Origin of the sequence: Sphingobium sp. WTD-1 (assembly GCF_030128825.1) — a bacterium.
GTDB lineage: Bacteria > Pseudomonadota > Alphaproteobacteria > Sphingomonadales > Sphingomonadaceae > Sphingobium.
On sequence record NZ_CP119127.1, the window covers coordinates 4,608,333 to 4,633,818 of the forward strand.

At 64.7% G+C, this 25,486-nt stretch carries 25 protein-coding genes; 22 read left to right on the plus strand and 3 right to left on the minus strand.

Annotation, left to right across the window (positions count from 1 at the left end; genetic code table 11):
* The first annotated feature begins 70 nt into the window (after positions 1-70).
* The 8 genes from N6H05_RS22905 (at position 71) to N6H05_RS22940 (ending at position 8,995) form a co-directional block, all read left to right on the plus strand.
* Positions 71-1,630 carry a S1C family serine protease gene (locus tag N6H05_RS22905; protein ID WP_284111808.1) on the plus strand — a complete coding sequence of 520 codons (1,560 nt, stop codon included), beginning with the start codon at positions 71-73 and terminating at the stop codon, positions 1,628-1,630.
* 181 nt (positions 1,631-1,811) lie between these two features.
* Positions 1,812-2,366, plus strand: coding sequence for a F0F1 ATP synthase subunit delta (locus N6H05_RS22910; protein ID WP_004210769.1), 555 nt, complete (start codon positions 1,812-1,814; stop codon positions 2,364-2,366).
* A gap of 2 nt (positions 2,367-2,368) precedes the next feature.
* Positions 2,369-3,898, plus strand: a complete 1,530-nt coding sequence (gene atpA, locus N6H05_RS22915) for a F0F1 ATP synthase subunit alpha (protein ID WP_004210768.1) — start codon at positions 2,369-2,371, stop codon at positions 3,896-3,898.
* A gap of 42 nt (positions 3,899-3,940) precedes the next feature.
* On the plus strand, positions 3,941-4,531 hold the full coding sequence (locus N6H05_RS22920; RefSeq protein WP_037511450.1) for a LysE family translocator: 591 nt from the start codon (positions 3,941-3,943) through the stop codon (positions 4,529-4,531).
* Between the two features lie 3 nt (positions 4,532-4,534).
* On the plus strand, positions 4,535-5,419 hold the full coding sequence (locus N6H05_RS22925) for a F0F1 ATP synthase subunit gamma (RefSeq protein WP_284111809.1): 885 nt from the start codon (positions 4,535-4,537) through the stop codon (positions 5,417-5,419).
* A gap of 24 nt (positions 5,420-5,443) precedes the next feature.
* Positions 5,444-6,889, plus strand: coding sequence for a F0F1 ATP synthase subunit beta (gene atpD, locus N6H05_RS22930; RefSeq protein WP_004210765.1), 1,446 nt, complete (start codon positions 5,444-5,446; stop codon positions 6,887-6,889).
* A 153-nt stretch (positions 6,890-7,042) separates the two neighbouring features.
* Positions 7,043-7,297 carry an ATP synthase F1 subunit epsilon gene (locus N6H05_RS22935; protein WP_004210764.1) on the plus strand — a complete coding sequence of 85 codons (255 nt, stop codon included), beginning with the start codon at positions 7,043-7,045 and terminating at the stop codon, positions 7,295-7,297.
* A gap of 120 nt (positions 7,298-7,417) precedes the next feature.
* Positions 7,418-8,995: a hypothetical protein gene (locus tag N6H05_RS22940; RefSeq protein WP_284111812.1), complete on the plus strand. Its 1,578-nt coding sequence runs from the start codon at positions 7,418-7,420 to the stop codon at positions 8,993-8,995.
* On the opposite strand, the gene N6H05_RS22945 is transcribed toward N6H05_RS22940, so the two are convergent.
* Together N6H05_RS22945 and N6H05_RS22950 are read right to left on the minus strand one after the other, a co-directional pair.
* A complete protein-coding gene (locus N6H05_RS22945; RefSeq protein WP_284111813.1) occupies positions 8,969-9,694 on the minus strand; it encodes a class I SAM-dependent methyltransferase in 726 nt (241 codons plus the stop codon). The two genes, N6H05_RS22940 and N6H05_RS22945, sit on opposite strands and share 27 nt — an antisense overlap.
* A complete protein-coding gene (locus tag N6H05_RS22950) occupies positions 9,667-10,689 on the minus strand; it encodes a glycosyltransferase family 2 protein (protein ID WP_284111814.1) in 1,023 nt (340 codons plus the stop codon). Before N6H05_RS22950 ends, N6H05_RS22945 begins: the two co-directional genes overlap by 28 nt.
* Positions 10,690-10,805: 116 nt before the next feature.
* Between N6H05_RS22950 and N6H05_RS22955 the strand changes: the two genes are divergently transcribed.
* The 8 genes from N6H05_RS22955 to N6H05_RS22990 all read left to right on the plus strand — a co-directional run bounded on the left by N6H05_RS22955 (position 10,806) and on the right by N6H05_RS22990 (position 19,091).
* Positions 10,806-12,371 carry a putative glycosyltransferase family protein gene (locus N6H05_RS22955; RefSeq protein ID WP_284111815.1) on the plus strand — a complete coding sequence of 522 codons (1,566 nt, stop codon included), beginning with the start codon at positions 10,806-10,808 and terminating at the stop codon, positions 12,369-12,371.
* Positions 12,368-13,900 carry a TadA family conjugal transfer-associated ATPase gene (locus tag N6H05_RS22960; protein WP_284111816.1) on the plus strand — a complete coding sequence of 511 codons (1,533 nt, stop codon included), beginning with the start codon at positions 12,368-12,370 and terminating at the stop codon, positions 13,898-13,900. Before N6H05_RS22955 ends, N6H05_RS22960 begins: the two co-directional genes overlap by 4 nt.
* 78 nt (positions 13,901-13,978) lie before the next feature.
* A complete protein-coding gene (locus N6H05_RS22965) occupies positions 13,979-14,704 on the plus strand; it encodes a hypothetical protein (protein ID WP_284111817.1) in 726 nt (241 codons plus the stop codon).
* A gap of 46 nt (positions 14,705-14,750) precedes the next feature.
* Positions 14,751-15,974, plus strand: a complete 1,224-nt coding sequence (locus tag N6H05_RS22970) for a glycosyltransferase family 4 protein (protein ID WP_284111818.1) — start codon at positions 14,751-14,753, stop codon at positions 15,972-15,974.
* Between the two features lie 5 nt (positions 15,975-15,979).
* Positions 15,980-16,507 carry a sigma-70 family RNA polymerase sigma factor gene (locus tag N6H05_RS22975; RefSeq protein ID WP_284111820.1) on the plus strand — a complete coding sequence of 176 codons (528 nt, stop codon included), beginning with the start codon at positions 15,980-15,982 and terminating at the stop codon, positions 16,505-16,507.
* Entirely contained in the window at positions 16,500-17,225 is a 726-nt protein-coding gene (locus N6H05_RS22980) for an anti-sigma factor family protein (RefSeq protein WP_284111821.1), read from the plus strand. Before N6H05_RS22975 ends, N6H05_RS22980 begins: the two co-directional genes overlap by 8 nt.
* Positions 17,226-17,312: 87 nt before the next feature.
* Entirely contained in the window at positions 17,313-18,116 is an 804-nt protein-coding gene (locus tag N6H05_RS22985) for a class I SAM-dependent methyltransferase (RefSeq protein WP_284111822.1), read from the plus strand.
* 69 nt (positions 18,117-18,185) lie between these two features.
* Entirely contained in the window at positions 18,186-19,091 is a 906-nt protein-coding gene (locus N6H05_RS22990; RefSeq protein WP_284111823.1) for a DMT family transporter, read from the plus strand.
* Here N6H05_RS22990 and N6H05_RS22995 read toward each other — a convergent pair.
* Entirely contained in the window at positions 19,088-19,519 is a 432-nt protein-coding gene (locus N6H05_RS22995) for an OsmC family protein (RefSeq protein WP_284111824.1), read from the minus strand. The genes N6H05_RS22990 and N6H05_RS22995 overlap by 4 nt on opposite strands.
* An 86-nt stretch (positions 19,520-19,605) precedes the next feature.
* Between N6H05_RS22995 and N6H05_RS23000 the strand changes: the two genes are divergently transcribed.
* The 6 genes from N6H05_RS23000 (at position 19,606) to N6H05_RS23025 (ending at position 25,485) form a co-directional block, all read left to right on the plus strand.
* Positions 19,606-19,971, plus strand: a complete 366-nt coding sequence (locus N6H05_RS23000; protein WP_004210742.1) for a PRC-barrel domain-containing protein — start codon at positions 19,606-19,608, stop codon at positions 19,969-19,971.
* A 173-nt stretch (positions 19,972-20,144) separates the two neighbouring features.
* On the plus strand, positions 20,145-20,813 hold the full coding sequence (locus N6H05_RS23005; protein WP_010338566.1) for an RBBP9/YdeN family alpha/beta hydrolase: 669 nt from the start codon (positions 20,145-20,147) through the stop codon (positions 20,811-20,813).
* A 110-nt stretch (positions 20,814-20,923) separates the two neighbouring features.
* Positions 20,924-21,112 carry a YezD family protein gene (locus tag N6H05_RS23010; RefSeq protein WP_004210739.1) on the plus strand — a complete coding sequence of 63 codons (189 nt, stop codon included), beginning with the start codon at positions 20,924-20,926 and terminating at the stop codon, positions 21,110-21,112.
* Positions 21,113-21,278: 166 nt separating this feature from the next.
* The gene (locus N6H05_RS23015) at positions 21,279-23,738 is read left to right on the plus strand and encodes a TonB-dependent receptor (RefSeq protein WP_284111825.1); all 2,460 of its coding nucleotides are present in this window, start codon (positions 21,279-21,281) and stop codon (positions 23,736-23,738) included.
* 101 nt (positions 23,739-23,839) lie between these two features.
* A complete protein-coding gene (panB, locus tag N6H05_RS23020) occupies positions 23,840-24,712 on the plus strand; it encodes a 3-methyl-2-oxobutanoate hydroxymethyltransferase (protein ID WP_004210735.1) in 873 nt (290 codons plus the stop codon).
* Positions 24,713-24,786: 74 nt separating this feature from the next.
* On the plus strand, positions 24,787-25,485 hold the full coding sequence (locus N6H05_RS23025) for a tetratricopeptide repeat protein (RefSeq protein ID WP_037516363.1): 699 nt from the start codon (positions 24,787-24,789) through the stop codon (positions 25,483-25,485).
* Position 25,486: the final 1 nt, after the last annotated feature.

Sequence of the window (25,486 nt, forward strand, 5' to 3'; positions counted from 1 at the left end):
GCACACGGCCCGTCGCATCCGCTTTTTCCCGATTGCCTAAAGCGGGCCTTCGCATATGTATGCGCCTCCTATGGTCGCCCTTTTCCGTCGCCTTCGCCCGATCGCCGCGCTTGTCGCGTCCCTCGTCCTGCTCAGCCCCGCACGGGCCGAACAGCAGGATATCACCGCCGCCGCGCGCAGCGTGGTGCGCGTCGCCCTGGTCGCGACCAATGGCGCGGACGCCTATTTCGTGGGCCATGGCAGCGGCATCGCGATCGCCCCGGACAAGGTGCTGACCAACGCCCATGTCGTCGAACTGGCGCGCGAGGAGAAGGATCTCGTCATCGGCGTGATCCCGTCGGAGGGCAAGAAAAGCTATGGCGGGCGGATCATCGCCTATTCGCCGGGCAACGACCTGGCCCTGATCCAGCTGGAGGAAGGCAGCCTGCCGGTCGCCACCTTCTATGCCGGGGCGGTCGATGACGGCCAGCATGTCACCGCCATCGGCTATCCCGGCACCGTCGATCGCGCCCAGGGCCTCAGCCTCAAGCAGCTGGTCGAACCGCTCGGCACGGTGAAGACCAGCGGCAGCATCTCGTCCGGCCGCTCCAGCCAGAGCTTCGACACCATCCTGCACACCGCTCCACTTGCCGCCGGCAACAGCGGCGGCCCGCTGGTCGACGATTGCGGCCGGGTGCTGGGCGTCAACAGCTTCGGCTCGATCTCGGACGGCAATGATGCCGAATTCGGCTTTGCCGTATCCTGGCGCGAAGTCGCCTCCTTCCTGCGCCAGGCCGGCGTGTCCTCGCTCCACACCGTCGTCGCCTGCCGCACCATGGCCGAAGCCGACGCGGCCGAAGCCTCGATCACCCAGCGCGAATCGCAGCTGACCGAACAGAATGACCGCGCCGCCGCCGACAAGCGCGAGCAGGCGCTGCAGCAGGCCCGCGACACCGCCGAGCGCGACGTCATTTCCGGCCGCGAAAATGCGATGGCGGGCGCCGCCGTGCTGCTGGCCCTCGCCGTGTTGGGCCTGGGTGCCGGCGGCCTCTTCTACAGCCAGGGCCGCGAAAAGCGTGCCACCTGGTTCATCGCCGGTGGCGGCATCCTGCTGATGGGCGCGCTTGGCCTGTTCGTCTTCAAGCCCAGCTTTGCCAGCATCGACGAGCGGGTGAAGCTGCCCGAGGACCAGAGCGTGGTCAGCAACAAGGCCTTTGCCTGGGCCGGCGACAATATCTGCCGGATCGACCTCAACCGCAGCCGACTGACCGTGTCGCAGCCCAATGATGTCGGCCTGAACTGGGCCGAGGGCGGCTGCGTCAACGGCGACACCCAATATCAGGCGACCGGCACGACCTGGCAGCGCGCCCATGTGCCCGACGAGGGCAATTATGTCAGCCGCAGCGAATTCGACCCGGCCACCGGCCTGTTGCGGGTGCAGCGCTGGCTGCCCGACGGCGACACGATGGACAAGGCCCGCGCCCTGCTGAAGGATGGCGCGATCAAGGGATGCAGCAGCGATTCCACGATGTTGACCCGGATCGCGACGCTCCAGTCAGACCTCGCCGCGCTGCTGCCGCCCCAGCCGAACGAGCGGCTGGTCTATCATTGCCAAAAAGGACGGCTTGCCCCCGCAGACCCCGCCCCCTAGCCTGTCCGTTTTCCCGAAAAACTCAGTCAAATTGGCTTGATTTCGTCGATGCGATGGAATCGTGTCACATGACTTGCATAGTCATATTGGCACTGCTAACCGGCCCGACAACAGGGGACGGTTATTACTGCTCCCCCTCTTTTTGCATGACCGGCAAATCAAGTTGGAGGACGGTAAGCGCGTGGAGACTACCGGCGGTATTCAGGCCAGCCTCAGCGGCCGCTATGCGGTGGCGCTGTTCGATCTGGCCCGCGACGGCAAGACGCTCGACACCGTCGCAGCGAGCCTCGCGGCAATCAAGGCGGCGATCGCAGAATCGTCTGATTTCAAGGGCCTGATCAATAGTCCCGTTCTCAGCCGCGACGCAGCGGGTAAGACGATCGCGGCGGTTGCATCCGCCATGTCGATCGATCCGCTGACGACGAATTTCCTGGGCGTGCTCGCCCAGAACCGTCGCCTCTCGCAGCTTCCCGCGGTCATCCGCGCCTATGAGACGCTGCTGTCGAATCACAAGGGCGAGGCCCGCGCCGAAGTGACGAGCGCGCATCCGCTCACCAAGACTCAACTGACCGCGCTGGCCAAGGGCCTCAAGGCGCGCGTCGGCCGCGACGTCGCCGTCGAGGCCAAGGTCGATCCCGCGATCCTGGGTGGGCTGGTCGTCAAGATCGGCAGCCAGATGATCGATTCCTCCATCCGCACCCGTTTGAATAGTCTCGCCCTGGCGATGAAAGGCTGAACATGGATATCAACGCCGCAGAAATTTCGAAGGTCATCAAGGACCAGATCGCCAATTTCGGCACCGAAGCGCAGGTCAGCGAAGTCGGTTCCGTTCTGACCGTGGGTGACGGCATCGCCCGCGTCCATGGCCTCGACAACGTCCAGGCGGGCGAAATGGTCGAGTTCGCCAATGGCGTTCAGGGCATGGCACTCAACCTCGAAGCCGACAATGTCGGTATCGTGATCTTCGGCTCGGACGCCGAGATCAAGGAAGGCGACACCGTCAAGCGCACCGGCACCATCGTCGACGTTCCCGTCGGCAAGGGTCTGCTGGGCCGCGTCGTCGACGGCCTCGGCAACCCGATCGATGGCAAGGGCCCGATCGAATATACCGAGCGCAAGCGCGTCGAAGTCAAGGCGCCGGGCATCATCCCCCGCAAGTCGGTGCACGAACCCGTGCAGACCGGCCTGAAGGCGATCGACGCCCTCGTCCCCGTCGGCCGTGGCCAGCGCGAGCTGATCATCGGTGACCGCCAGACCGGCAAGACCGCCGTCGCGATCGATACCTTCATCAACCAGAAGGGCATCAACGCGGGCGACGACGAGAGCAAGAAGCTCTACTGCATCTACGTCGCCGTCGGCCAGAAGCGTTCGACCGTCGCGCAGATCGTCAAGCAGCTCGAAGAAAATGGCGCGATGGAATATTCGATCGTCGTCGCCGCGACCGCTTCGGAGCCCGCTCCGCTCCAGTATCTGGCGCCCTATACCGGCGTCACCATGGGCGAGTTCTTCCGCGACAACGGCATGCACGCCGTGATCGTGTATGACGACCTTTCCAAGCAGGCCGTCGCCTATCGCCAAATGTCGCTGCTGCTGCGCCGCCCGCCGGGCCGTGAAGCCTATCCGGGCGACGTCTTCTATCTCCACAGCCGCCTGCTGGAACGCGCTGCGAAGATGAACGACGCCAATGGCAATGGCTCGCTGACCGCGCTGCCGATCATCGAGACCCAGGCGGGCGACGTGTCGGCCTATATTCCGACCAACGTGATCTCGATCACCGACGGCCAGATCTTCCTCGAAACCAACCTCTTCTACCAGGGCATCCGTCCGGCCATCAACGTCGGCCTGTCGGTGTCGCGCGTCGGCTCGGCCGCGCAGACCAAGGCGATGAAGAAGGTTTCGGGCTCGATCAAGCTGGAACTGGCCCAGTATCGCGAAATGGCGGCCTTCGCCCAGTTCGGCTCGGACCTCGACGCCTCGACCCAGAAGCTGCTGAACCGCGGCGCGCGCCTGACCGAGCTGCTGAAGCAGGGCCAGTTCTCGCCGCTGCCGTTCGAAGAGCAGACCGCGTCGATCTTCGCCGGCACCAACGGCTATCTGGACGGCATCCCGGTCAAGGACGTGACCCGTTATGAAGAGCTGATGCTCGCCTATCTGCGTCACGACCACCCCGAAGTGCTGACCGCGATCCGCGACAGCAAGGATCTGGGCGACGACGCCAAGGGCAAGCTGAAGGCTGCGCTGGACTCGTTCGGCAAGACCTTCGCTTAAGACGCTGTGCTGACCGCCCATTCCCTTCTTGCCTGGACCGTGATGTCGATCGGTCTGGTGCTGCTGCCGGGGCCGGACACCATGTTGGTGGCCGGCCACGCGGCGCGCCGCGGCTTCAAGGCGGGAATGGCGGCGATCGGCGGCATCCAGCTCGGCGGCCTGTTCTACATGCTGTTGTGCGGCTTCGGCTTCCTCAGCGTGCTGAATGCGGTGCCGGGGCTGTTCTTGGGCGTTAAGATCGCCGGTGCCCTCTATCTGGCCTGGATGGGCTTTGGCCTGCTGCGCGGTGCGATCAAGCCGGCGCCGGCAAGCGAAACGCCCAAGGTCCGGATCGGCGGATCGCCCTTCGCCCAGGGCCTGGTCAGCACGGTGCTGAACCCCAAGGTTGCGATCTTCTTCCTCGCCGCGCTGCCGCAGTTCGTGGGCACTGGTCCGGATGCGCCGTGGCAGGGCATGCTGCTGATCGCAATCGTCTATGGGCTCGGTTTCCTGTGGTGCGCCCTGCTCGCGCTGCTCGCCACCAAGGCAGGCCGCAAGGTCGGTCAAAGCAGCGCGATGCGCTGGTTCGAAGGCGCCATGGGCGTCGGTTTCTTTGGTCTCGCGGGCCGTCTGGCCCTTGCTCGGAATATTTGAACTATGGCTAGCCTCAAGGAACTGAAGCTGCGCATCGGGTCGGTGAAGTCGACCCAGAAGATCACCAAGGCGAAGCAGATGGTCGCCGCGGCCAAGCTGCGCAAGGCGCAGGCCGCTGCCGAAGCTGCCCGCCCCTATAGCGAGCGACTGGAAGCGGTCGTCGCGAGCCTGGCGACCAAGATCGCCGGCGGCTCGGGCGAAGGCGCTTCGCCGCTGCTCGCCGGCACCGGCAAGAACGAAGTCCATCTGCTGGTCGTCGCCAATAGCGATCGCGGCCTTGCCGGCGCGTTCAACGCCAATATCGTGAAGGCCGCGCTGGCCAAGGCCCGCGCGCTGGAGCTGGATGGCAAGAAGGTGCTGTTCTACCTGATCGGCCGCAAGGGCCGTCCGGTCATCAACCGCACCTATCCCGGTAAGATCGTCGCCAATTACGACACCACCGGTGCCAAGGAGCCGGGCTTTGCCCAGGCCCAGGCGGTGGCGCAGGAACTCAGCCAGATGTTCCTCGACGGCAAGTTCGACGTCGCCCATCTTTTCTATTCGCGCTTCAAGTCGGCGCTCGCGCAGATCCCGACCGAACAGCAGATCATCCCGGTGAAGATCCCCGCCGACGCCGACCGCAACGCGATCGCCGCGACGGTGGAATATGAGCCGAGCGAGGAAGCGATCCTCGACGACCTGCTGCCGCGCAACGTGACGGTGCAGCTCTTCAAGGCGCTGCTGGAAAACAACGCGTCCGAACAGGGTGCGTCGATGACCGCGATGGACAATGCGACCCGCAATGCCGGCGACCTCATCAACAAGCTGACGATCCAGTATAACCGCAGCCGCCAGGCCGCGATCACCACCGAACTCGTCGAAATCATCTCGGGCGCCGAAGCCCTCTAAGGACAAGCAGGCAAGGACATAGTCATGGCAACCACCAACAATGTAGGCCGCATCTCGCAGGTCATCGGCGCCGTCGTCGACGTGACCTTCCCCGATGCGCTCCCGGCGATCCTTTCGGCGCTGGAAACCAGCAACAACGGCCAGCGCCTGGTGCTGGAAGTCGCCCAGCATCTGGGTGAGAACACCGTCCGCACCATCGCGATGGACTCGACCGACGGTCTGACCCGCGGCCAGGAAGTCACCGACACCGGCGCGCAGATCTCGGTTCCGGTCGGCCCGGCCACCCTCGGCCGCATCCTGAACGTCGTCGGCGAGCCGATCGACGAACGCGGCCCGGTCGCCACCGAACTGCGTTCGCCGATCCATGCCAAGGCACCCGAGTTCGTCGACCAGTCGACCGACGCGTCGATCCTGGTCACCGGCATCAAGGTCATTGACCTTCTGGCCCCCTATGCCAAGGGCGGCAAGATCGGCCTGTTCGGCGGCGCCGGCGTGGGCAAGACCGTTCTCATCCAGGAACTGATCAACAACATCGCCAAGGGCCATGGCGGCACCTCGGTCTTCGCGGGCGTGGGCGAACGCACCCGTGAAGGTAACGATCTGTACCATGAATTCCTCGACGCCAACGTGATCGCCAAGGATGCCGACGGCAACGCGATCAGCGAAGGTTCGAAGGTGGCCCTGGTTTATGGCCAGATGAACGAACCGCCGGGCGCCCGTGCCCGCGTCGCCCTGTCGGGCCTGACGATCGCCGAATATTTCCGCGACGTCGAGAACCAGGACGTGCTGTTCTTCGTCGACAACATCTTCCGCTTCACCCAGGCGGGCGCGGAAGTGTCGGCTCTGCTCGGCCGTATTCCTTCGGCCGTGGGCTATCAGCCGACCCTGGCGACCGACATGGGTCAGCTGCAGGAACGCATCACTTCGACCAACAAGGGCTCGATCACCTCGGTCCAGGCCGTCTACGTCCCCGCGGACGATCTTACCGACCCGGCGCCGGCGACCTCGTTCGCGCATCTTGACGCCACCACCGTTCTCAACCGCGCCATTTCGGAACTGGGCATCTATCCGGCGGTCGATCCGCTGGACTCGACCAGCCGCGTTCTGGAACCCCGCGTCGTCGGCCAGGAACATTACGACACCGCCCGTGCCGTCCAGTCGATCCTGCAGAAGTACAAGTCGCTGCAGGACATCATCGCGATCCTGGGCATGGACGAGCTGTCGGAAGAGGACAAGATCACCGTCGCCCGCGCGCGCAAGATCCAGAAGTTCCTGTCGCAGCCGTTCCACGTCGCCGAAGTCTTCACCGGCATCTCGGGCAAGTTCGTCCAGATCGAAGACACGGTGAAGTCGTTCAAGGCCGTGGTCGATGGTGAATATGACCATCTGCCCGAAAACGCCTTCTACATGGTCGGCGGCATCGACGAAGCCATCGAAAAGGCGAAGAAGCTGGCTGCCGAAGCAGCCTAAGCAACAAACCCTCCCCTCCCTTCCAAGGGAGGGGATTGAGGAGTGGGTAGCGAGCCAAGCGCGCTTCCTGCCTCTCGGCTAGGGCGCAGGCCATCGCATCGCGATGGCACCCACCCCCGGCCCCTCCCTGGAAGGGAGGGGGGAGATTTTAGAATGGCACTGCATTTCGAACTCGTGACCCCTGAAAAGCTCGTCCGCTCGGAAGAGGTCTATCAGGTCGTCGTTCCCGGCACCGATGGCGACTTTGGCGTGCTGGAGGGCCATGCGCCCTTCATGTCGACCGTGCGCGATGGCGCGATCCAGATCTTCGCATCGGCTGGCGCCGCACCAGAAATCATCCCGGTCGAGGGCGGCTTTGCCGAGGTCAATGAAAAGGGCCTGACGGTTCTCGCCGAAAAGGCGGGCTAATCACCCTGATGTGCGGGAACTTGGAAGAGCTCTTCTCTTTCCAGCCCACCGCATTCATGCCAGACAAACGGACCAAGGGGCGCGCTTTGCGCCCCTTTTTCTTGTGAGTGCCGTGCGCCGATGACCGCCCTCCCCTTTACCGCACCCTCCCAGGATGAACCCGCCTTCACTCCGCCGCCGGCGAGCGAATCGCCGTCTTGGCTGGCACACCAACTACCCGCGGGCTGGCTCATCGCAGCGCTGCTTTTGTGGCTTGGGCTGGACCAGCTTCTGCTGTGGCGGTTTCTCGATATCATGCCCGTCTGGGCCTATCCGCTCGGGATGCTGCTGATCGTCGGACTGTGCGTCGCGACCGTGCGCGCCATGCCCGATCACCGAGGGCCAACAGTCGCGATTCTGATCGCCTGCCTGGCCGTCGCATTGATCCTGCTGATGCTGGGGGGCGAAGGCCACTTCTTCTACGCTAATATCGACTGGCAGGTTCGCTTTGCGGTGCTGCGCGATATGGGCCTGCATCCTTGGCCGTTCGTCTATGGCGATCAGCCGGTGCCCGCATTGCTGCGCGCGCCCATCGGCATGTTCCTGGTCCCGGCGCTGGCAGCCAAGGCAGCGGGCGACCGCGCCGGCGACCTCGCCCTGCTGATCCAGAACAGTCTGATGCTCGCCGCCATGCTCAGCCTCGGCGCCACACTGTTCGATACCCGCCGTGCCCGGCTGATCGCCCTCCTCATCTTCCTGGCATTTAGCGGCCTGGACGCCCTGGGCCGGATGCTCTTTCGCGGTGGCCTGTCGGACCATCTCGAAAACTGGGCCTATCTCCAATATAGTTCCACCATCACCCTTGCCTTCTGGGTGCCCAATCATGCGCTGTCCGGCTGGATCGGCGCGCTGGGCTATCTGTTATGGCGACGCGATCGCCTGCCCCTCGCCACCTATCTCAGCCTGCTGCCGCTGACCGCCCTCTGGTCGCCGCTGGGACTGATGGGGGCGATGCCCTTCGCCGCACTGGCGGCAATTCGCACATTGCGCCAATGTGCATTGGCGCCCGCCACCCTCCTCTATCCTGCCTTGGCCACCCTGCTGGCGGTGCCCGGCCTGGCATATATGAGCGCGGCGCCCGCCGATGTCGGTGCCAGGATCGTGGCGCTGGCGCCGCTGCAATGGGGGCTGTTTGAACTGCTGGAGGTGCTGGTCTACGCCCTGCCCCTGGCATGGCTGGGCCGATCTAACCGTTTTGGGCTGGACACGCTGCTGGTCGCGACAGCTTGGCTATTGCTCATTCCCTTCGTCCAGATCGGCTGGTCGACCGACTTCATGATGCGCGGTTCGATCAGCGCGCTCGCGATCCTGGCCGTCATGCTGGTCGATGCACTGGGGCAGGGCGGCATGGGCCGTCGCTGGCTGATCGCCATGCTGTTGATCGGCAGCATCACCGGCCTTGCCGAAATTCGCCGTGCATTGGCCTATCCGGCAGCGCCGCAGGTCCGATGCAGCTTTTCCGGGGCCTGGGACCAGAGCTTCGGCAGCTTCCCCAAAGGGTCCTATCTGGCCCCCCTGCCCGCGATGCCGGCCTGGGTTCGTCCGGCCAATCCCGCGCGCATCCACAGCGTCGATCCCACTCGATGCTGGGATGGGGCATGGCACCATCCGGACAAGCCGGATGCGCCGACCTCAGACCGACAGGATCGCGTAGAGTGACAGGCCGATCGGAAAGCGGATGCGCCCCAGCAGATGCCGTTCCCAGGCAAAGATGCGCCGCAGCAATCCGTTGACCGGCGGCGAGGGCTGGACATCACTCTCGCTCTTGCGCTTCAACAGCCGCTGCGCCATCCGCGTGGTCATCGCCAGCGGAAACAACAGGCTGTTGAAATAGCCCACGGCCTCGACCGTCAGACCGGCTTCACGTGCCACCCGGACCAGGCTGGCCCGCGTATAGCGGCGCTTGTGATGATGCAGAACATCATGATCCGACCAGAGCCAGGGCACGGCCGGCACCGTCAGCAATATCCGCCCACCCGATGCGAGCCGCGTCCGCAATGCGGCCAGCGATGCCCGATCCTGCTCGACATGTTCCAGCACATCGAGCACCGCGATCAGATCATAGCTGTCTTCATCAAAGCCGATCTTATGGGGCAGCATGCCCGGTTCGACCCGGCCGATCCCGCGCGCGCGCGCCAGGGCTCGGGCGCCGGCATCATATTCCAGCGCGTCCACTGTACCGTGTGCCGCCAGCATCGCCAGATTGCCGCCAGTGCCGCATCCCGCCTCCAATATTCGGGCACCTTGCGGGGGCGCAATGCTCGACCGGATCAGCGTTTCCAATATGGCCCGCCGGGCCACGAACCACCAATGTTCGCCTTCCTGGGCGCTCATGCTCGCATAGGCTGATTGGTCCATGTCCCCTGATCCTCCCCAGATAGCGCCGCAACCGACACCGGCGCGGGCACGCCGCTGCCCTGCTCGTCCGCAATCACATAGAGCGGCCGCTGCCGCACTTCGCGTGCGACACGGCCCAGATATTCGCCGATGATTCCCAGACTCATCAGATTGAGCCCGCCCAGCCCCAGCACCGCCACCATGATCGATGCATAGCCGGGCGTATCGACCCCGGTGACGAGCGTATGCACGACCAGGAAGGCCGCATAGGCAAAGGCCAGCAACGCGATGCCACCACCGATATAGGACCAGATGCGCAGCGGCATGGTGGTCGACGCGGTAATGCCGTCCACCGCCAACGACCAGAGCTTGCCCAGCCGCCATTTGGTGGTGCCCGCTTCCCGGCGCGCGCGGCTATAGTCGACCGTCGCGACGCGAAAGCCGATCCAGCTGAAAAGCCCCTTGTTGAACCGTGCCTGCTCGCCCAACTGCTTGACGACATCGACGGCCTGTCGGTCGAGAAGTCGGAAATCGCCGACATTTTCAGGGATGGGATAATCGGACAGGCGATTGAGCAGGCGATAGAAGCTGCGCGCGCTCCAGCGCTTGAACCAGCCGTCGGTCGACCGATCGACCCGCCGCGCATTGACGACCTGCGCGCCGGCCAGCCAATATCGCACCATCTCCACGATCACCGCCGGCGGATCCTGCAGGTCGACGTCGATCGGGATGACGGCGTCGCCCCGAGCATGGTCGATCCCGGCGGCCAAGGCCGCTTCCTTGCCGAAATTGCGGGACAGGGTGATGCAGCGGACATCGCTGTTCAGGCGCGACAGGATCGCCAGTACGTCGGCTGTGCGGTCCGTGCTGCCATCGTCGACGAACAAATATTCAGCCTGCGCGCCCGGCCCGATCAGCGCCAACGCATCGGCAAGCGCAGGACGCGCCGCATCCAGAAACAGCGACAGGCTGTCCTGCTCGTTGAAAACGGGAATGACGATCGACACGGTTCGCATGGCGCGTGGATATCCTGCCAGACACTTATGCTCGCTATCGGCCAGAATGGTTAATGACGGGTAACCGCCAAACAGGACTTACGCTTCGTTTACCCTATTGCGGCATCAGGGCGGTCATGCGCTTCGCCTCCGGCCTTCTTCGTCACCCCATGGCCATATTGGCCACGCTGGGCATTCTGTTGATGCTGCCCTCCTTCCTGTTCGGCCCAGGGGCCAGCCATTCCTATCTCTATAATTATATGTGGACCGGTCATTTCGGCGAGCAAATGGCGGCAGGGCATGTGTATGAACGCTGGCTTCCCCGTAGCTTCGAAGGACTGGGCAGCCCGACCTTCTATTTCTATCCGCCGCTCGCCTATTGGCTGTCCGGCGGCCTCGCGGCGATCGGCCTTTCGGTTCTCCAGGCGATCAATGTCGCCGCGCTCCTGCTGCTGGTCGCATCGGGCATGGCGATGTATCGCTGGCTCGCGTCGCGCGGCACACATCCGCTGCTGGGCGCCGCCCTCTATATGCTGGCCCCCTATCATCTCCATGATTTTTATGTGCGCGGCGCCCTCGCCGAATTTGCCGCCTTCATCTGGCTGCCGCTGATCGCCCTGGGGATTGCGCGCCTGCCCTCTCGCGGCGGCATCGCGCTGCTCGCACTCAGCTATGGCGCGCTCATTCTCACCCATCTGCCGGTGGCCACCCTCACCGGTCTGTTCCTGATCGCGCCGCTCATGCTGCATCGGATATGGCAGGATCGCGCGACGCTGGTTCCCGGACTGATCGCGGGCATCCTGGCCTTTGCTCTGGCCGCCTTCTACCTGTTGCCCGCCGCCACGCTGCAGGCGCATATGTCGACTGCCTTGCTGTGGACCGGCAAATATCACGCCGCCAACTGGTCGATCTGGCGCGAAGATTTTGTACTGTTCCCCTGCATCGCGCTGGGGCTGGGGCTGTTGGCCTGGCCCGCCCGGTCAATCTGGTCGGGGATCGCCATCGTCACCGCCCTGGCGTCGATCAACCTCATCCCGTTCCTCTGGCAGATCGGCCTGCTGGACAAGACGCAATTCCCCTGGCGGACGCTGGGCATCGTCGAATTTGCGACCGTCACCGCGCTAGCGTCCTATCGCCCTCGCCCCGTCCTGCTGGCGGGTGCGGGCGTGCTGCTGCTGTTCCCCTATCTGGTAAGCGGCGCCATCACCCGCGCCAATCTGCGTCTGCCGATCGACTATGGCCGGCTCGACCGGACCGTCCCCGATGCCCCCGAATATCTTCCGTCCGGTTTCGACATTGCCCGCGTCAATCGCTATGACCGCTCAACCGACCTGCGCCCCTGGCGCGCTCTGCCGCGCGGCGACCGGATTGTCGTCACCCATCCCGGCCCCGTGACCATGGGGCATGCCGCCTTCCCGATCTGGCAGGTGACGCGCAACGGTCAGCCAGTACCTTCCCATGGCCCGCTCATCAGCTTCGATGCGCAACCCGGCACCTACCGGATCGAACGCGTCCGCCTGTGGCAGGAATATCTCGGCACGGCCATCAGCCTAGCCGCCGCGCTGATGCTGGCGCTGCTTCTGTGGCGCCGGCCCATTAGCCATTTGTCAAAGTTTCCGGCTTATTCACCTTTTCCAGCCATGTTGAATCGGCCCATTTTGGGGTGGCTGGCCCGATCGCAAAATTCTGGCGGAGAGTTATGAGCGCATTTGGACGGAAAAATGGACCTGCCGGTATCAAGCCGGGTTTCGGCGTCGCCCGACCGATGCACAGCGCGGGCGGCGCCCGTGAGGACGCACCGCGTGGTGGCGACCAGTTCCCCCCGCTCGATCTGGCCACCTTGCCCGGTGACGCGCCGCTCGATCCGCTGTCGGCACCGACCAGTCAGATGCAGCGCAATGCGGACGCCATGTCGCGCCTGTCGGAACGCGCCAATGCCGAACATATCGCCGATGCCGGCCCGCAGGGGTTCGAGGCGTCGGTTCACAAGATCAAGGAACAGGTGCTTCCCCGCCTGCTCGAACGCGTCGATCCCGAAGCGGCCGCGACCCTCACCAAGGATGAACTGGCGGAGGAATTCCGGCCGATCATCATGGAAGTGCTGGCCGAGCTGAAGCTGACGCTCAACCGGCGCGAGCAGTTCGCGCTGGAAAAGGTGCTGGTCGACGAGCTTCTGGGCCTTGGCCCGCTCGAGGAATTGCTGGCCGACCCCGATGTCAGCGATATCATGGTCAACGGCCCGGAACAGACCTATATCGAAAAGAAGGGCAAGCTCCAGATCGCGCCGATCAAGTTCCGCGATGAAGAGCATCTGTTCCAGATCGCCCAGCGCATCGTGAACAAGGTCGGCCGCCGCGTCGACCAGACCACGCCGCTGGCCGACGCCCGCCTGCCCGACGGTTCGCGTGTCAACGTGATCGTGCCGCCGCTCAGCCTCAAGGGCACGGCCATCTCGATCCGTAAATTCTCGGCCAAGCCGATCACCATCGACATGCTCGCCCAATGGGGCGCCATGAGCCAGAAGATGGCGACGGCGCTCAAGATCGCCGGTGCGTGCCGTTTCAATATCGTCATTTCGGGCGGCACCGGTTCGGGCAAGACGACGATGCTCAATGCGCTGTCGAAGATGATCGATCCGGGCGAGCGCGTGCTGACCATCGAGGACGCGGCCGAACTGCGCCTGCAGCAGCCGCACTGGCTGCCGCTCGAAACCCGCCCGCCCAATCTGGAAGGCCAGGGCGCGATCACCATCGGCGACCTCGTCAAGAACGCCCTGCGTATGCGTCCTGATCGCATCATCCTGGGCGAAATTCGTGGCGCGGAATGTTTCGACCTGCTCGCCGCGATGAACACCGGCCATGACGGCTCCATGTGTACGCTCCACAGCAACAGCCCGCGCGAATGCCTGGGCCGTATGGAGAACATGATCCTGATGGGCGACATCAAGATCCCGAAGGAAGCCATTTCCAAGCAGATCGCCGACTCGGTCGACCTGATCGTCCAGGTGAAGCGCCTGCGCGACGGTTCGCGCCGCGTCACCAACGTGACCGAGGTGATCGGCATGGAAGGCGACGTCATCGTCACCCAGGAACTGTTCAAGTTCGAATATCATGACGAGGATGACAGCGGTAAGATCATCGGCGAATATCGCTCGATGGGCCTGCGCCCCTATACGCTCGACAAGGCCCGCATGTTCGGCTTCGATCAGCCTTTCCTGGAAGCCTGTCTCTGACCCTCAGGGAATAAGGGCGCCCGCTCCCGCGTAGACGGGATGTGAATCCTCACATCCTCATCGCGGGAGCAGCCTTTCTTGTCCGTTCGATCCCTTTCCCGCCATGGTCTTGCCGCCATGGCGAGCGCCTTTCTGGGCGATGCCGCACTGGCGTCCGACGCCTATCCCGACGTGCCCGAGCCGATGATCTTCGACATGATGCGGCCGCTGGGCGCCAAGCGCGGCGAACTGGAGGTCAATACGCTGGCGACCGTTCCGCTGTCGGGCAATGACGACGCCGTCCATTGGGCACCGGAAATCGAATATGCCTTTGCCGACGGCTTCGCGATCGAGGGCGAACTGCCCTTCGTCAACGGCCGGCTTGCTGAACTGAAGCTGGGCCTGCAGGCGAGTTTCGGCACCACAGGCGGCGGACGCACCGGTCATGGCGTCCAATATCTCGGCATCTATAACCGCCGCGCCAAACAATATCGCAGCAGTTTCGCCTATATGGTGGCCCATCGCTACAACAGCCGCTGGAGCAGCGTGACGATGGCAGGGCTTGCCGACGTAAAGCTGTCGGGCGGCCATGGCCGCAACGGCGTGATCCTCAACCACTCTGCCTTCTATGACAGCCGCGAAGGCCAGGTATTGGGGCTGGAGATCAATTATCAGGGCGGCAGCGAGGGCGGCCTGCTGCTGATGCCGCAATTGCACCAGCAACTGGGCGGCAATTTCGCCATGCAGGCGGGCCTTGGCGCGGAACGGCCGCGCGGCGATGTCTTCCGTCCCACCGCCGGCCTGCGCATCATTCGTCAATTTTAATTGGCCATCGATGGAATAGGCGCGATCCGACAAGCGTATGCGGGGCATGACGCTGCATTCCCCGCTCTCTTCCCTTCGCGCCCATATTCATGCCGCCCTGCCGGTCGCCGCGGCGCCGGCATCATCCCGGCCGCTGAAGATCGCGCTGTTTTCGGGCAATTATGATTGCGTGCGCGATGGCGCGAACCGGGCACTCAACCGTCTGGTCCGGCATATGCTGGACGAGCACAAGGCAGAGGTGCGCATCTATTCGCCGACCGCACCGACGCCGGCCTTCGCCTCGGCCGGCGATGTCCGATCAGTGCGCTCGCTCTGCATTCCCGGTCGCCCGGAATATCGGCTCGCGATCGGCCTGACCCGTGCCGCCCGCGCCGATCTGGAGGCGTTCCAGCCTGACATCGTGCATCTGTCCGCGCCCGACCTGCTCGGCCGGCAGGCGCTGAACTGGGCGCGGCGCAACGCCGTACCGACCGTCGCCAGCCTGCACACCCGGTTCGAGACCTATCTTGCTTATTATCGCCTCGCCTTCCTGCGCCCGAAGGTCGAGGCCTATCTCGATCGCTTCTATGGCGATTGCGACCGTATCCTCGCCCCGACCCCGCCGATCGCTGCGGACCTCACCGCCATCCATGGCGCCGAGCGCATTGCCCTCTGGAGCCGGGGCGTCGATCGATCCGTCTTTCATCCGGCGATGCGAGATGAAAGCCTGCGCGCCCAGCTTGGCTATGCGCCCGACGATGTCGTGCCGCTCTTCTTCGGCCGGCTGGTCCGGGAAAAGGGGCTCGACATCTTCGCCGACGCCATCATGGCGGCGCGCGCCAACGGCCTGTCGCTGCGCCCCCTGATCCTGGGTGATGGCCCGGCGCGCGATGCCCTCGCCCGCCATCTGCCCAATGCCGGCTTCGCCGGCCATGTCGAAGGGGCGCGTCTCGGCGCGCTGGTCGCCAGCGCCGACATCTTGGTCAATCCCAGCGTCACGGAGGCGTTCGGCAACGTCAATCTGGAGGCAATGGCCAGCGGTCTTGCCGTCCTGTCGGCCGACGTCCCCAGCGCATCCGCCCTGATCGATAATGGCGTCAACGGACTGCTGGTGCCGCCGGGCGACGTTGGCGCCTATGCCGGCGGCCTGGCTTCCCTCGTCCGCGACACCGGCCTAAGGCGGCGGCTTGGCCACGCGGCGGAGGCTACGGCAGGCGACTATCGCTGGGACCATGTCCTGGATTCGGTGGCGCGCGTCTATCGCGAACTGGCGGGCGCCCCAATGGAATGATGTGGATGACGGGCAAGCCGACGGACATGGAAATGGAGGCGGACCTGCGCGCCATGCGCCGCTATGCCCGCGCCCTGTCGCGCGACCATGTCGTCGCCGACGATGTGGTGCAGGACGCCGTGATGCGCGCGATCGAACGGCGCGACCAGTTCCAGCCCGATCGCAGCCGCCGCCGCTGGCTGCTGGCCATCGTCCACAATGTCTTCATCTCGGCCAAGCGGCGCGAGGCGGCGGAAACGCGCCGCAATCTGGCCTTTGCCCAGATCCAGGTCGATCATGCCGATCCCGACCAGGAGGTGCGCGCCGACCTGATGCAGGTCGCCCGCGCCTTTGCCGACCTGCCCGACCATCAGCGCGCCGTCATGCACCTGACCGTGGTCGAAGGGCTGAGCTATCAGGAAAGCGCCGACCTTCTGGGCATAGCGGTCGGCACGGTGATGTCGCGCCTTGCCCGTGCGCGGGCGACATTGCGACAGGACAGGGACAGGCAGCCGCGCGATCGGCTGCGCATCGTGGGAGGACAGGATGAGTGAGGATCCTTCGGAGATCGAACTGATGGCCTATGTCGACGGCCAGCTCGATCCCGGCCGACGCTTTGCGGTGGAAACCCGCCTGTCGCGCCGGCCCGACCTCGCCGCGCAGGTAATGGGCGACCTCAGCGCCCGCACCGGACTGCGCCTGTTGGCGCAGGACCGCGCGCCCCTGTCCGAAGCCATGGCGGCACAGGCGAGCGCGCTCCACCCGCCCGCCACGCGCCATCGTCGCTTTGCGATCAGCGCCGGCGGCGGCCTTGCCCTGCTGGCGGCAAGCTTCGTTGCCCTGCTCATGGTGCGCGACGGGCCGCCCGCCTATGTCGTCGATGCCGCGACCTCCCACCGCGTCGCCATGATCCGCGCCCGGATGCAGGGGCAGATCGAATCGCCCAGCTTCGACCCGCGCGAGATATTGGCCAGCACCCATATCGACATTCCCGGCCTGCCCGCCGACTGGCGCGTGACCGATGTCCAGCTCTTCCCCGGTGAACGCACCCCCGCGCTGCTGATCGCGCTGCGCACGCCCGAAGGGCGCGACCTGTCCATCTATGCCATGCACCAGCGCACCGACGCGCCCGAGCGGCCGGATTCGGTGCGCGAGGGCGCCCAGTCGGTGGCCTATTGGCGGCGCGGCGACATGTCCTATGCCCTGACTGGCGAGGATGAACCGGCCGCGATCGACGCCACGGCGGAATCGATCGCGGGCAGCTGGTCCTGACCGGCCCGTCCCTAACCACCGGATTTCCTTGCCAGTGGGACGCGGGCACGGCACACCCTGCGCTCCAGATCCGTTGAGAGGTTGCCCATGTCCGCTTTCCCCCGCCGATCGATCGCGCTTGCCGCTGCCCTTGCCCTCCTGCCGCTGGGCGCGGCTGTCGCCCAGCATGCCGGCCATGGCGCCGATCCGGTGGCAGCCGCCATCGGCGCGTCCAGCCGCACCCCGGCCAATGTCGCCCGCGACAAATATCGCCATCCGCAGGAAACATTGGCCTTCTTTGGCGTGACGCCGACCCAGACGGTGGTGGAATGGGCGCCGAGCGGCGGCTGGTACACGGAAATCCTGGCGCCGCTGCTGCGCGACAAGGGCAGCTTCTACGCGCTCCAGCCCACCGGCCGCTATCTTGACGGCTACAAGAAGTTCCTGGCCGAAAAACCGCAGGCCTATGACAAGGTGAAGCTGGTCGCCTATCCCGAGGAAGTCGCCAGCATCCCGGCCAACAGCGTCGACACCGTGCTGACCTTCCGCAATGTCCACAACATGGTCATGGGCGGCAGCGAGGATGCGACCTTCAAGGCCTTTTTCGCCATGCTCAAGCCCGGCGGCACGCTGGGCATCGTCGACCATCGCCTGCCCGAAGATCGCGACACGGCGCTGGAAAAGAGCAGCGGCTACCTCAAGGTCTCGACCATCCGCCGTATCGCGGAAGGCGCGGGCTTCGAATATGTCGGCGCATCGGAAGTGAACGCCAATCCCAAGGACACGGCCGACTGGGAAAAGGGCGTCTGGACGCTGCCGCCTACGCTGCGTAACGGCGAAGTTGACAGGGCGAAGTATCTTGCGATCGGCGAAAGCGACCGCATGACGCTGAAATTCCGCAAACCCAAGTAACTGGCCGCTCAAGTAAGAAACCGCATCCAGCCCGGTTGCGCCATCGCGTAACCGGGTTAAGGAAACGGCGTGTCCAGCGCCGCCGCCCCGTCCCGCCCGCATCGCCCGCTCTTCGCCATCGGCCTGCGCCTGGTCGCGGTCATCTGCCTGGCGGTGATGTTCGTGACCGGCCGGGTCGCCGACGCCCATGGCGTCCATCTGGTCGAAACCCTCTTCTACCGTCAGGCGCTTGCCCTTCCCGTGGTCTTCGCCTGGCTGGCGATGAGCAGCGGCATCGGCGCCATCCGCACCCGTCGGATCAGTGTCCATGCGACCCGCATGGTCATCGGCCTCACCGGCATGGCGCTCAATTTCCTCTCCTACATCCTGTTGCCGCCGGCCGAGGCGACGACGATCGGCTTCACCATGCCGATCTTCGGCACGATCCTGTCGGCGCTGATCCTGCGCGAGCCGACCGGCATCCATCGCTGGGCCGCGGTACTGATCGGCTTTCTGGGCGTCCTCATCATGGTCCGGCCCGAAGGCGGCCATTTTCCGCCCATGGGCGTTGCCGTCGCCATCACCGCCGCGCTGGTGACGGCCAGCGTCAGCCTGGTGCTGCGCGAGCTTGGACGTACCGAGAGCGCGGGAGTCGTCGTCTTCTGGTTCACCGCCCTGTCGGTGCCGCCGCTCGGCATCGGCATGCTTTTTCATGGTCAGGCGCATGACGCGCAGACCTGGGGCCTGTTGCTGATGATCGGCCTGTTCGGCGGCATCGCGCAGCTTTGCCTGACCGCCGCGCTGCGCTGGGCACCGGTGTCGGTGGTGCTGCCGATGGATTATAGCTCGATCCTGTGGACCACCCTGCTGGGCTGGGCCATCTGGGGCGACTGGCCGATGTGGACCACCTGGGTCGGCGCCGCGCTGATCATCGCCAGCGGTCTCTATATCGCCTGGCGTGAACATCGCCACGCCAGGCGTATCGCCGCGGGTTAGACCAGCAGTTCCGCGTCCAGGCTGATATCGGCCTTCAGCAGTTTCGATACCGGGCATCCGGCCTTCGCCTTGGCGGCCAGTTCCTGGAAAGTCGCGTCGTCGGCGCCGGGAATCTTGGCCTTCAACGTCAGCTTGCTCGCAGTGATGGCAAAGCCGCCCTCCCGCTGCTCCAGCGTGACGACCGCGCTCGTTTCCATCTTCTCCGCCGTCAGCCCGGCTTCGCCCAGGATCAGCGACAATGCCATGGTGAAGCAGGAAGCATGAGCCGCCGCGATCAGTTCTTCCGGATTGCTGCCCGGCATGCCCTCGAACCGGGTGGCGAAGCCATAGGGATAGGCGTCGAGCGCGCCGCTCTGGGTCGAGATCGTGCCCTTGCCGTCCTTCAGGCCGCCGCTCCAGGCCGCCGAACCGCTGCGATTGATCTTCATGCCGATGCTCCTTGCTGTGAAGCGGAGGAACCCCAGCGGTTCCCCATGGTTGCATCAGAATAGAATGTTTTTGCAGGAGAGTGACAATGGCCGAGATGATGAGCGCGCATCGCCATGACCTGATCGCATCCGACCGGGTCGAGGGCACCGCCGTCTACAACCGCCAGGGCGACAGGCTTGGCAAGATATCCCATTTCATGGTCGACAAGCGCAGCGGCCATGTGCGCTATGCCCTGCTGTCCTTCGGCGGCTTCCTGGGCATGGGCAATGAACATTATCCCCTGCCCTGGTCGATGCTGGCCTATGATATGGACAAGGGCGGCTATGTGATCGAACTGGCCAAGGAGGTGCTGGAACAGGCGCCCCACTATCTGGACGAGGACCGGCCGGCCTTCGACGATGCCTATGGCCGCAACGTCTACCAATATTATGGGCTGATCTACCCCTGGTAGTTTTCCCTGCCCGTTCAGGGGCTTGATGCGGGCGCGCGGCCATGGGGTCGACGCGCCCGTTTATCTGCCATTCAGGTTGCCCAGATTCTGACACATTTCGGCGCTCGCCCATTGTCTACCATATGAATAGTATTATTTTGGGAGGCTCAGAATATAGGACGAGGATAAGGATAATGGAGCGATTCGGACATTCGGGTGACGCGCGCCAGCCGGTCGTGCTGACCATCCCCGGCCTCAACAACAGCGGCCCGGATCATTGGCAGACATTGTGGGACAGCGGACGCGGCGATTGCCAGCGCGTCGATCTGGGCAGCTGGGCCAGCCCCAATCGCAATGCCTGGGTCACGCGGCTCGACGCTGCCATTCGCCAGGCGGACGGCCCGGTCATCCTGGCGGCGCACAGCCTGGGCTGCCTCGCCGTCGCCTGGTGGGGCGCCCTGCAAAGCCAGGCCTATGGCTGGCCGGTGACCGGCGCGCTGCTGGTCGCGCCGCCCGATTGCGACCGGATGGAAACGCCCGAGACGATCGGCGGATTCGGCCCGACGCCGCGTACGCCCCTGCCCTTCCCGTCGATCCTCGTCGCCAGTCGCAACGATCCCTATATCTTTTTCGAACGCGCTCACAGCATCGGCAAGAATTGGGGCAGCCAGTTCGTCGATGCCGGCCATAGCGGCCATATCAACGCGGATTCGGGGCTGGGCGCCTGGGGCTTTGGCCAGGCGCTGCTGGAACGGCTGATCGACAATGCGCAGGAACAGGCGTCCGCCGTGCGCCAGATGCGCCCGGCCATGCCGATGGCGCGGCTCGATCGCCCGTCCGACGGGCTGCGCATGACCAGCTGATATCGGCCCCAGACATCGCCGGGGCGCGACAAGAGAATCTTGCGCGCCCCTTATATTTGCTTTTTTGTCTACTAATGCAGTTGAGTTAAAACGCGGCCAGAGGGATGAACATGACCGAACATAGAACCATCGAACTTCGCCACAGCCGCGCCGAAGGCCAGCGCCCCGACATCATCGCCAGCATCGACAAGGTGCGCGACGTGCTGGAAGGGCTGCGCTTCGGCTCCATCACATTGACCGTCCACGACGCCCGCGTCGTGCAGATCGACGTCACCGAAAAGACGCGCCTGACCGCCTGACCGATCAAGGGAGGGCAAGCGCATAGATCAGGGCTGTCGGGGATGGCATGCCGATGCGGCACTGGGGACGCCGCATCACCAGAAACGACCCCAGCACGGCTTTGACCGGACCACCGGAAACGCCGCGATCAAAACTCACCGGACCTCCGGAACCAAGGGGAAGAACATGATTGCGCGTTTTCTGTTGCTCGCCAGCGTGGCGAGCGCGTCATTCGTCACGACTGCCGCCTTTGCGGCTGAAGCCGCCCAACCCGCCGTTGACGGCGAAGAGCAGGCAGCCAATCCGCGCGGCGACGTGATCGTCGTCACCGCCCGCCGCCGCCAGGAGACCGCGCAGGAAGTGCCCCTGGCCATTTCCGTGGTCAAGGGCGACAGCATCGAGGCGACCGGCAATTTCAACATCGTGAAGCTGCAGCAGCTCGCGCCGACGCTGCAGGTCTACACCACCAATCCGCGCAACACCTCGGTCAACATCCGTGGCCTTGGCGTGCCCTTCGGCCTTACCAGCGACGGCTTCGAACAGGGCGTCGGCATCTATGTCGACGATGTCTATAACAGCCGCGTCGCCGCCGCGACCTTCGACTTTCTCGACGTCAACCAGGTGGAAGTGCTGCGCGGCCCCCAGGGCACGCTCTATGGCAAGAACACCACGGCGGGCGCGATCAACATCACGACCAACCAGCCGACCTTCGACTTCGAGGGCCGCGCCGAACTGACGGTCGGCAATTTGAACTACAAGCAGGCGAAGGCCGCCGTCTCTGGCCCGCTGACCGACACGATCGCCGCCCGCATCGCCGTCGCCGCCACCAGCCGCCGCGGCACACTCTACAATGTGACCAGCCAGCGCTGGATCAACGAGCAGGACAATCTGGGCATTCGCGGCCAGTTGCTGTTCCAGCCGACCGAGGATTTCAGCCTCACCTTGTCGGGCGACTATAGCAAGCAGGATCCAGAATGCTGCGGCACCACCTTCGTTCGCGTCGGCAAGACCCAGCGTCCGCTCAATCGCCAATATGATGCGCTCGCCGCTGCGCAGGGCTATGTCGTGCCCAGCCGCAACCCCTATGACCGGCTGACGGATCTCGATTCCAACCTCAATGCCGGCAACAAGATTGGCGGCGTGTCGGCCAAGATCAAATGGGATGTCGGCCCCGGCACGCTGACCTCGGTCACCGCCTGGCGCTTCTGGGACTGGAAGCCGGAAAATGACCGCGACTTCACCGGCCTGTCGATCGTCTCCAAGTCGCAGAACCCGTCGCAGCAGGACCAGTATAGCCAGGAATTCCGCTATAATTACGAGAGCAAGGACATCGACTTCGTCGTCGGCCTGTTCGGCTTCAAGCAGCGGATCGACACCCAGGGCACCGAACAGCAGGGCGAAGATGCCGCCCAGTGGAGCCTTGCCCCCTCGACCGACCCGAACAACCCCGCCAACATTCCGGCCACTCTGGCCGGCCTGACCGCCAGCAACACGCAATGGCTCAAGGCCGACAGCGCCGCCCTGTTCGGCCAGCTCAGCTGGAAGGTCACGGACGCCCTGACCATCCAGCCCGGCGTGCGCCTGAACTATGACAAGAAGTCCGGTTTCTACCAGCGTGTCGTCACCAATGCGCAGGGCCAGGCCATCAGCTGCACGACGGTCGCGGAACCCGGCACCATCAAGGGCACAACCCAGCAGTGCGGCGTCTATCAGCCCCAGGTCAGTTCCCCGTCCGACAGCGCCTGGAACTTCACCTATGACTTCAACGTCAACTACAAGATCGCGCCGGACGTGCTGGCCTATGCGACCTATGCGAAGAGCTTCAAGACGCTGGGCATCAACCAGAATGGCCTGCCGCTCAACGCCGACAACACGGTCAATTACGACGCCAGCACGGTGAAGCCGGAATCGGTCAATCATTATGAGATCGGCCTCAAGACCCAGTTCCTGGATCGCCGGGCGACCTTCAACCTCACCGCCTTCCGCACCGACATCAAGAATTTCCAGGCGACCGTGAATGGCGGCCAGTTCGGCACGGTGCGCGGCTATCTCGCCAATGCCGGCAAGGTCCGCTCGCAGGGGATCGAGGCAGATTTCAAGATCGTCGCCAGCGACCGCTTCACCGCCTATGCCAATGGCGCCTTCACCGACGCCAAATACAAGAAGTTCGTCGACGCCCCCTGCCCGCCCGAATTGTCCGGCGGCACCTACCAGCCGTCGGGCGCCACCCCGGATTATTCGCAGCCCGGCGTTCCCGGCGCACTCAGCCCGCGCCAGTGCGACATTTCCGGTCAGGATCTGCCCGGCGTGTCGAAATGGGCTTTCTCCTACGGCGCGGAATATAACATCCCGGTCACGCTGCTGGCGAAGGACGGGCAGCTCTATCTGGGCGTCGACGGCAATTATCGTTCGCACTGGAACAGCAATGCCTCGCCATCCATCTACACCGAAGTGAAGGGCTATGCCCTGACCAACGTCCGCGCCGGCTTCCGCGGCGAAGGATTCGATGTGTTCGGCTGGGTGCGCAACGCCTTCGACGTCAACTATATCGAAAATCTTCAGGTCGCGCCGGGCAATACCGGCCTGATCGCCGGCCAGGTCGGCGATCCGCAGACCTGGGGCGGCACGATCAAATTCTCCTTCTGATCCGATCGGACACGGACAGGACGGCCGGCCGGCGCGCGCATCATGCCGCACCGGCCGGTCTGGCATTTGCACGCCGCCCCGCGCTGGGCTAGACCGCGCCCATGTCCACGACCTTCACGCTCGACACCGCGACCAGCCGCGCCAATCCCACGCCCGCGCCGATGAAGCGGCTGACCGTGCCCCAGATCCAGCGCCGCAAGTTCGAGGGCAAGACCGACGAGCCGCTGGTGATGCTGACCGCCTATACCGCGCGTCAGGCGCAACTGCTCGATCCGCATTGCGACATGCTGCTGGTCGGCGATTCGCTGGCGCAGGTCATCTATGGCCTGCCCTCCACCCTGCCGGTCACGCTCGACATGATGATCGCCCATGGCGCCGCCGTGGTGCGCGGCAGCTATCACAGCGTCGTCCTGGTCGACATGCCGTTCGGCTCCTATGAGGCATCGCCCCAGCAGGCCTTTGCCAGTGCCAGCCGCGTCATGGCCGAAACCGGCTGCGCCGGCGTCAAGCTGGAAGGCGGCGAGGCGATGGCGGAAACGATCCGCTTCCTCACCCAGCGCGGCATCCCGGTGATGGCCCATATCGGCCTGACGCCGCAGGCGGTGAATGCGCTGGGCGGCTATGGCGCGCGCGGCAAGAGCCAGGAGGAACATGCCAAGATATTGGGCGACGCCAAGGCCGTGGCCGCCGCCGGCGCCTTCGGCATGGTGGTCGAAGGGGTGATGGAGGAACTGGCCGACATCATTACGACCAGCGTCGACATACCCGTGATCGGCATCGGCGCATCGGCCCGGTGCGATGGCCAGGTGCTGGTGGCGGAGGACATGCTGGGCATGTTCGAACGCACCGCGCGCTTCGTGAAACGCTACGCCAACCTTGCCGAAACGATCAGCCAGGCGGCGGAAAGCTATGCCGCGGAGGTGCGCAATCGCAGCTTTCCGGGCGATGATCAGGTCTATCGGCCGAAAAAGTGATTTGCGAGTCTCTGCCACGCCGCTAATGATCCCGCCTTCCGGCTGCCCCTAATGACCATTTTTCGGAGATTCCCGTGGCCCTGACGCCGCAAAACAGCGAAGCCTTCATGCGGGAGGTCGATGACGCCGTCCGCCAGGACCAGCTCCTGACCTTCTGGCAGCGTTATGGCCGCGCCCTGGCCGTCCTGCTGATCGTCGGCCTCGCCGCCTTTGGCGGCTGGCTCTACTGGCAGCATTACAGCAAGACCCAGTCGGAAGCCGTGTCCGAACAGATGGACAAGATGCTGGCGACGGCGGTCGGTGGTGGCACGCCCGATGCCAAGGATGTCGATGCCCTGGCCAAGGCCAGCCAGCCCGGCTATCGCGCCTCCGCCCTGCTGGTGAAGGCCGGCCTCGCCGCGCGCAAGGGCGACAACAAGGCCGCGATCGAAGCCTACAAGGCTTTGGCGGCAGACAGCTCGCTCGACCAGCCCTATCGCGACCTGGCCCTGATCCGTCAGACCACGATCGAATTCGATGCGCTCAAGCCGCAGCAGGTGGTCGATCGCCTCAAGCCCCTCGCCGTCGAGGGCGCGCCCTGGTTCGGCAGCGCCGGTGAACTGGTTGCCATCGCCTATATGAAGATGCGCAAGCCCGAACTGGCCGGCCCGATGTTCGCGGCCATGGCCAAGGACGAGAATGTGCCCCAGTCGATCCGTTCACGTGCGCGACAGATGGCGGGGCTATTGGGAATTGATGCGGTCGAAACGCCCGCCGAACCGGTACAGGGATAAG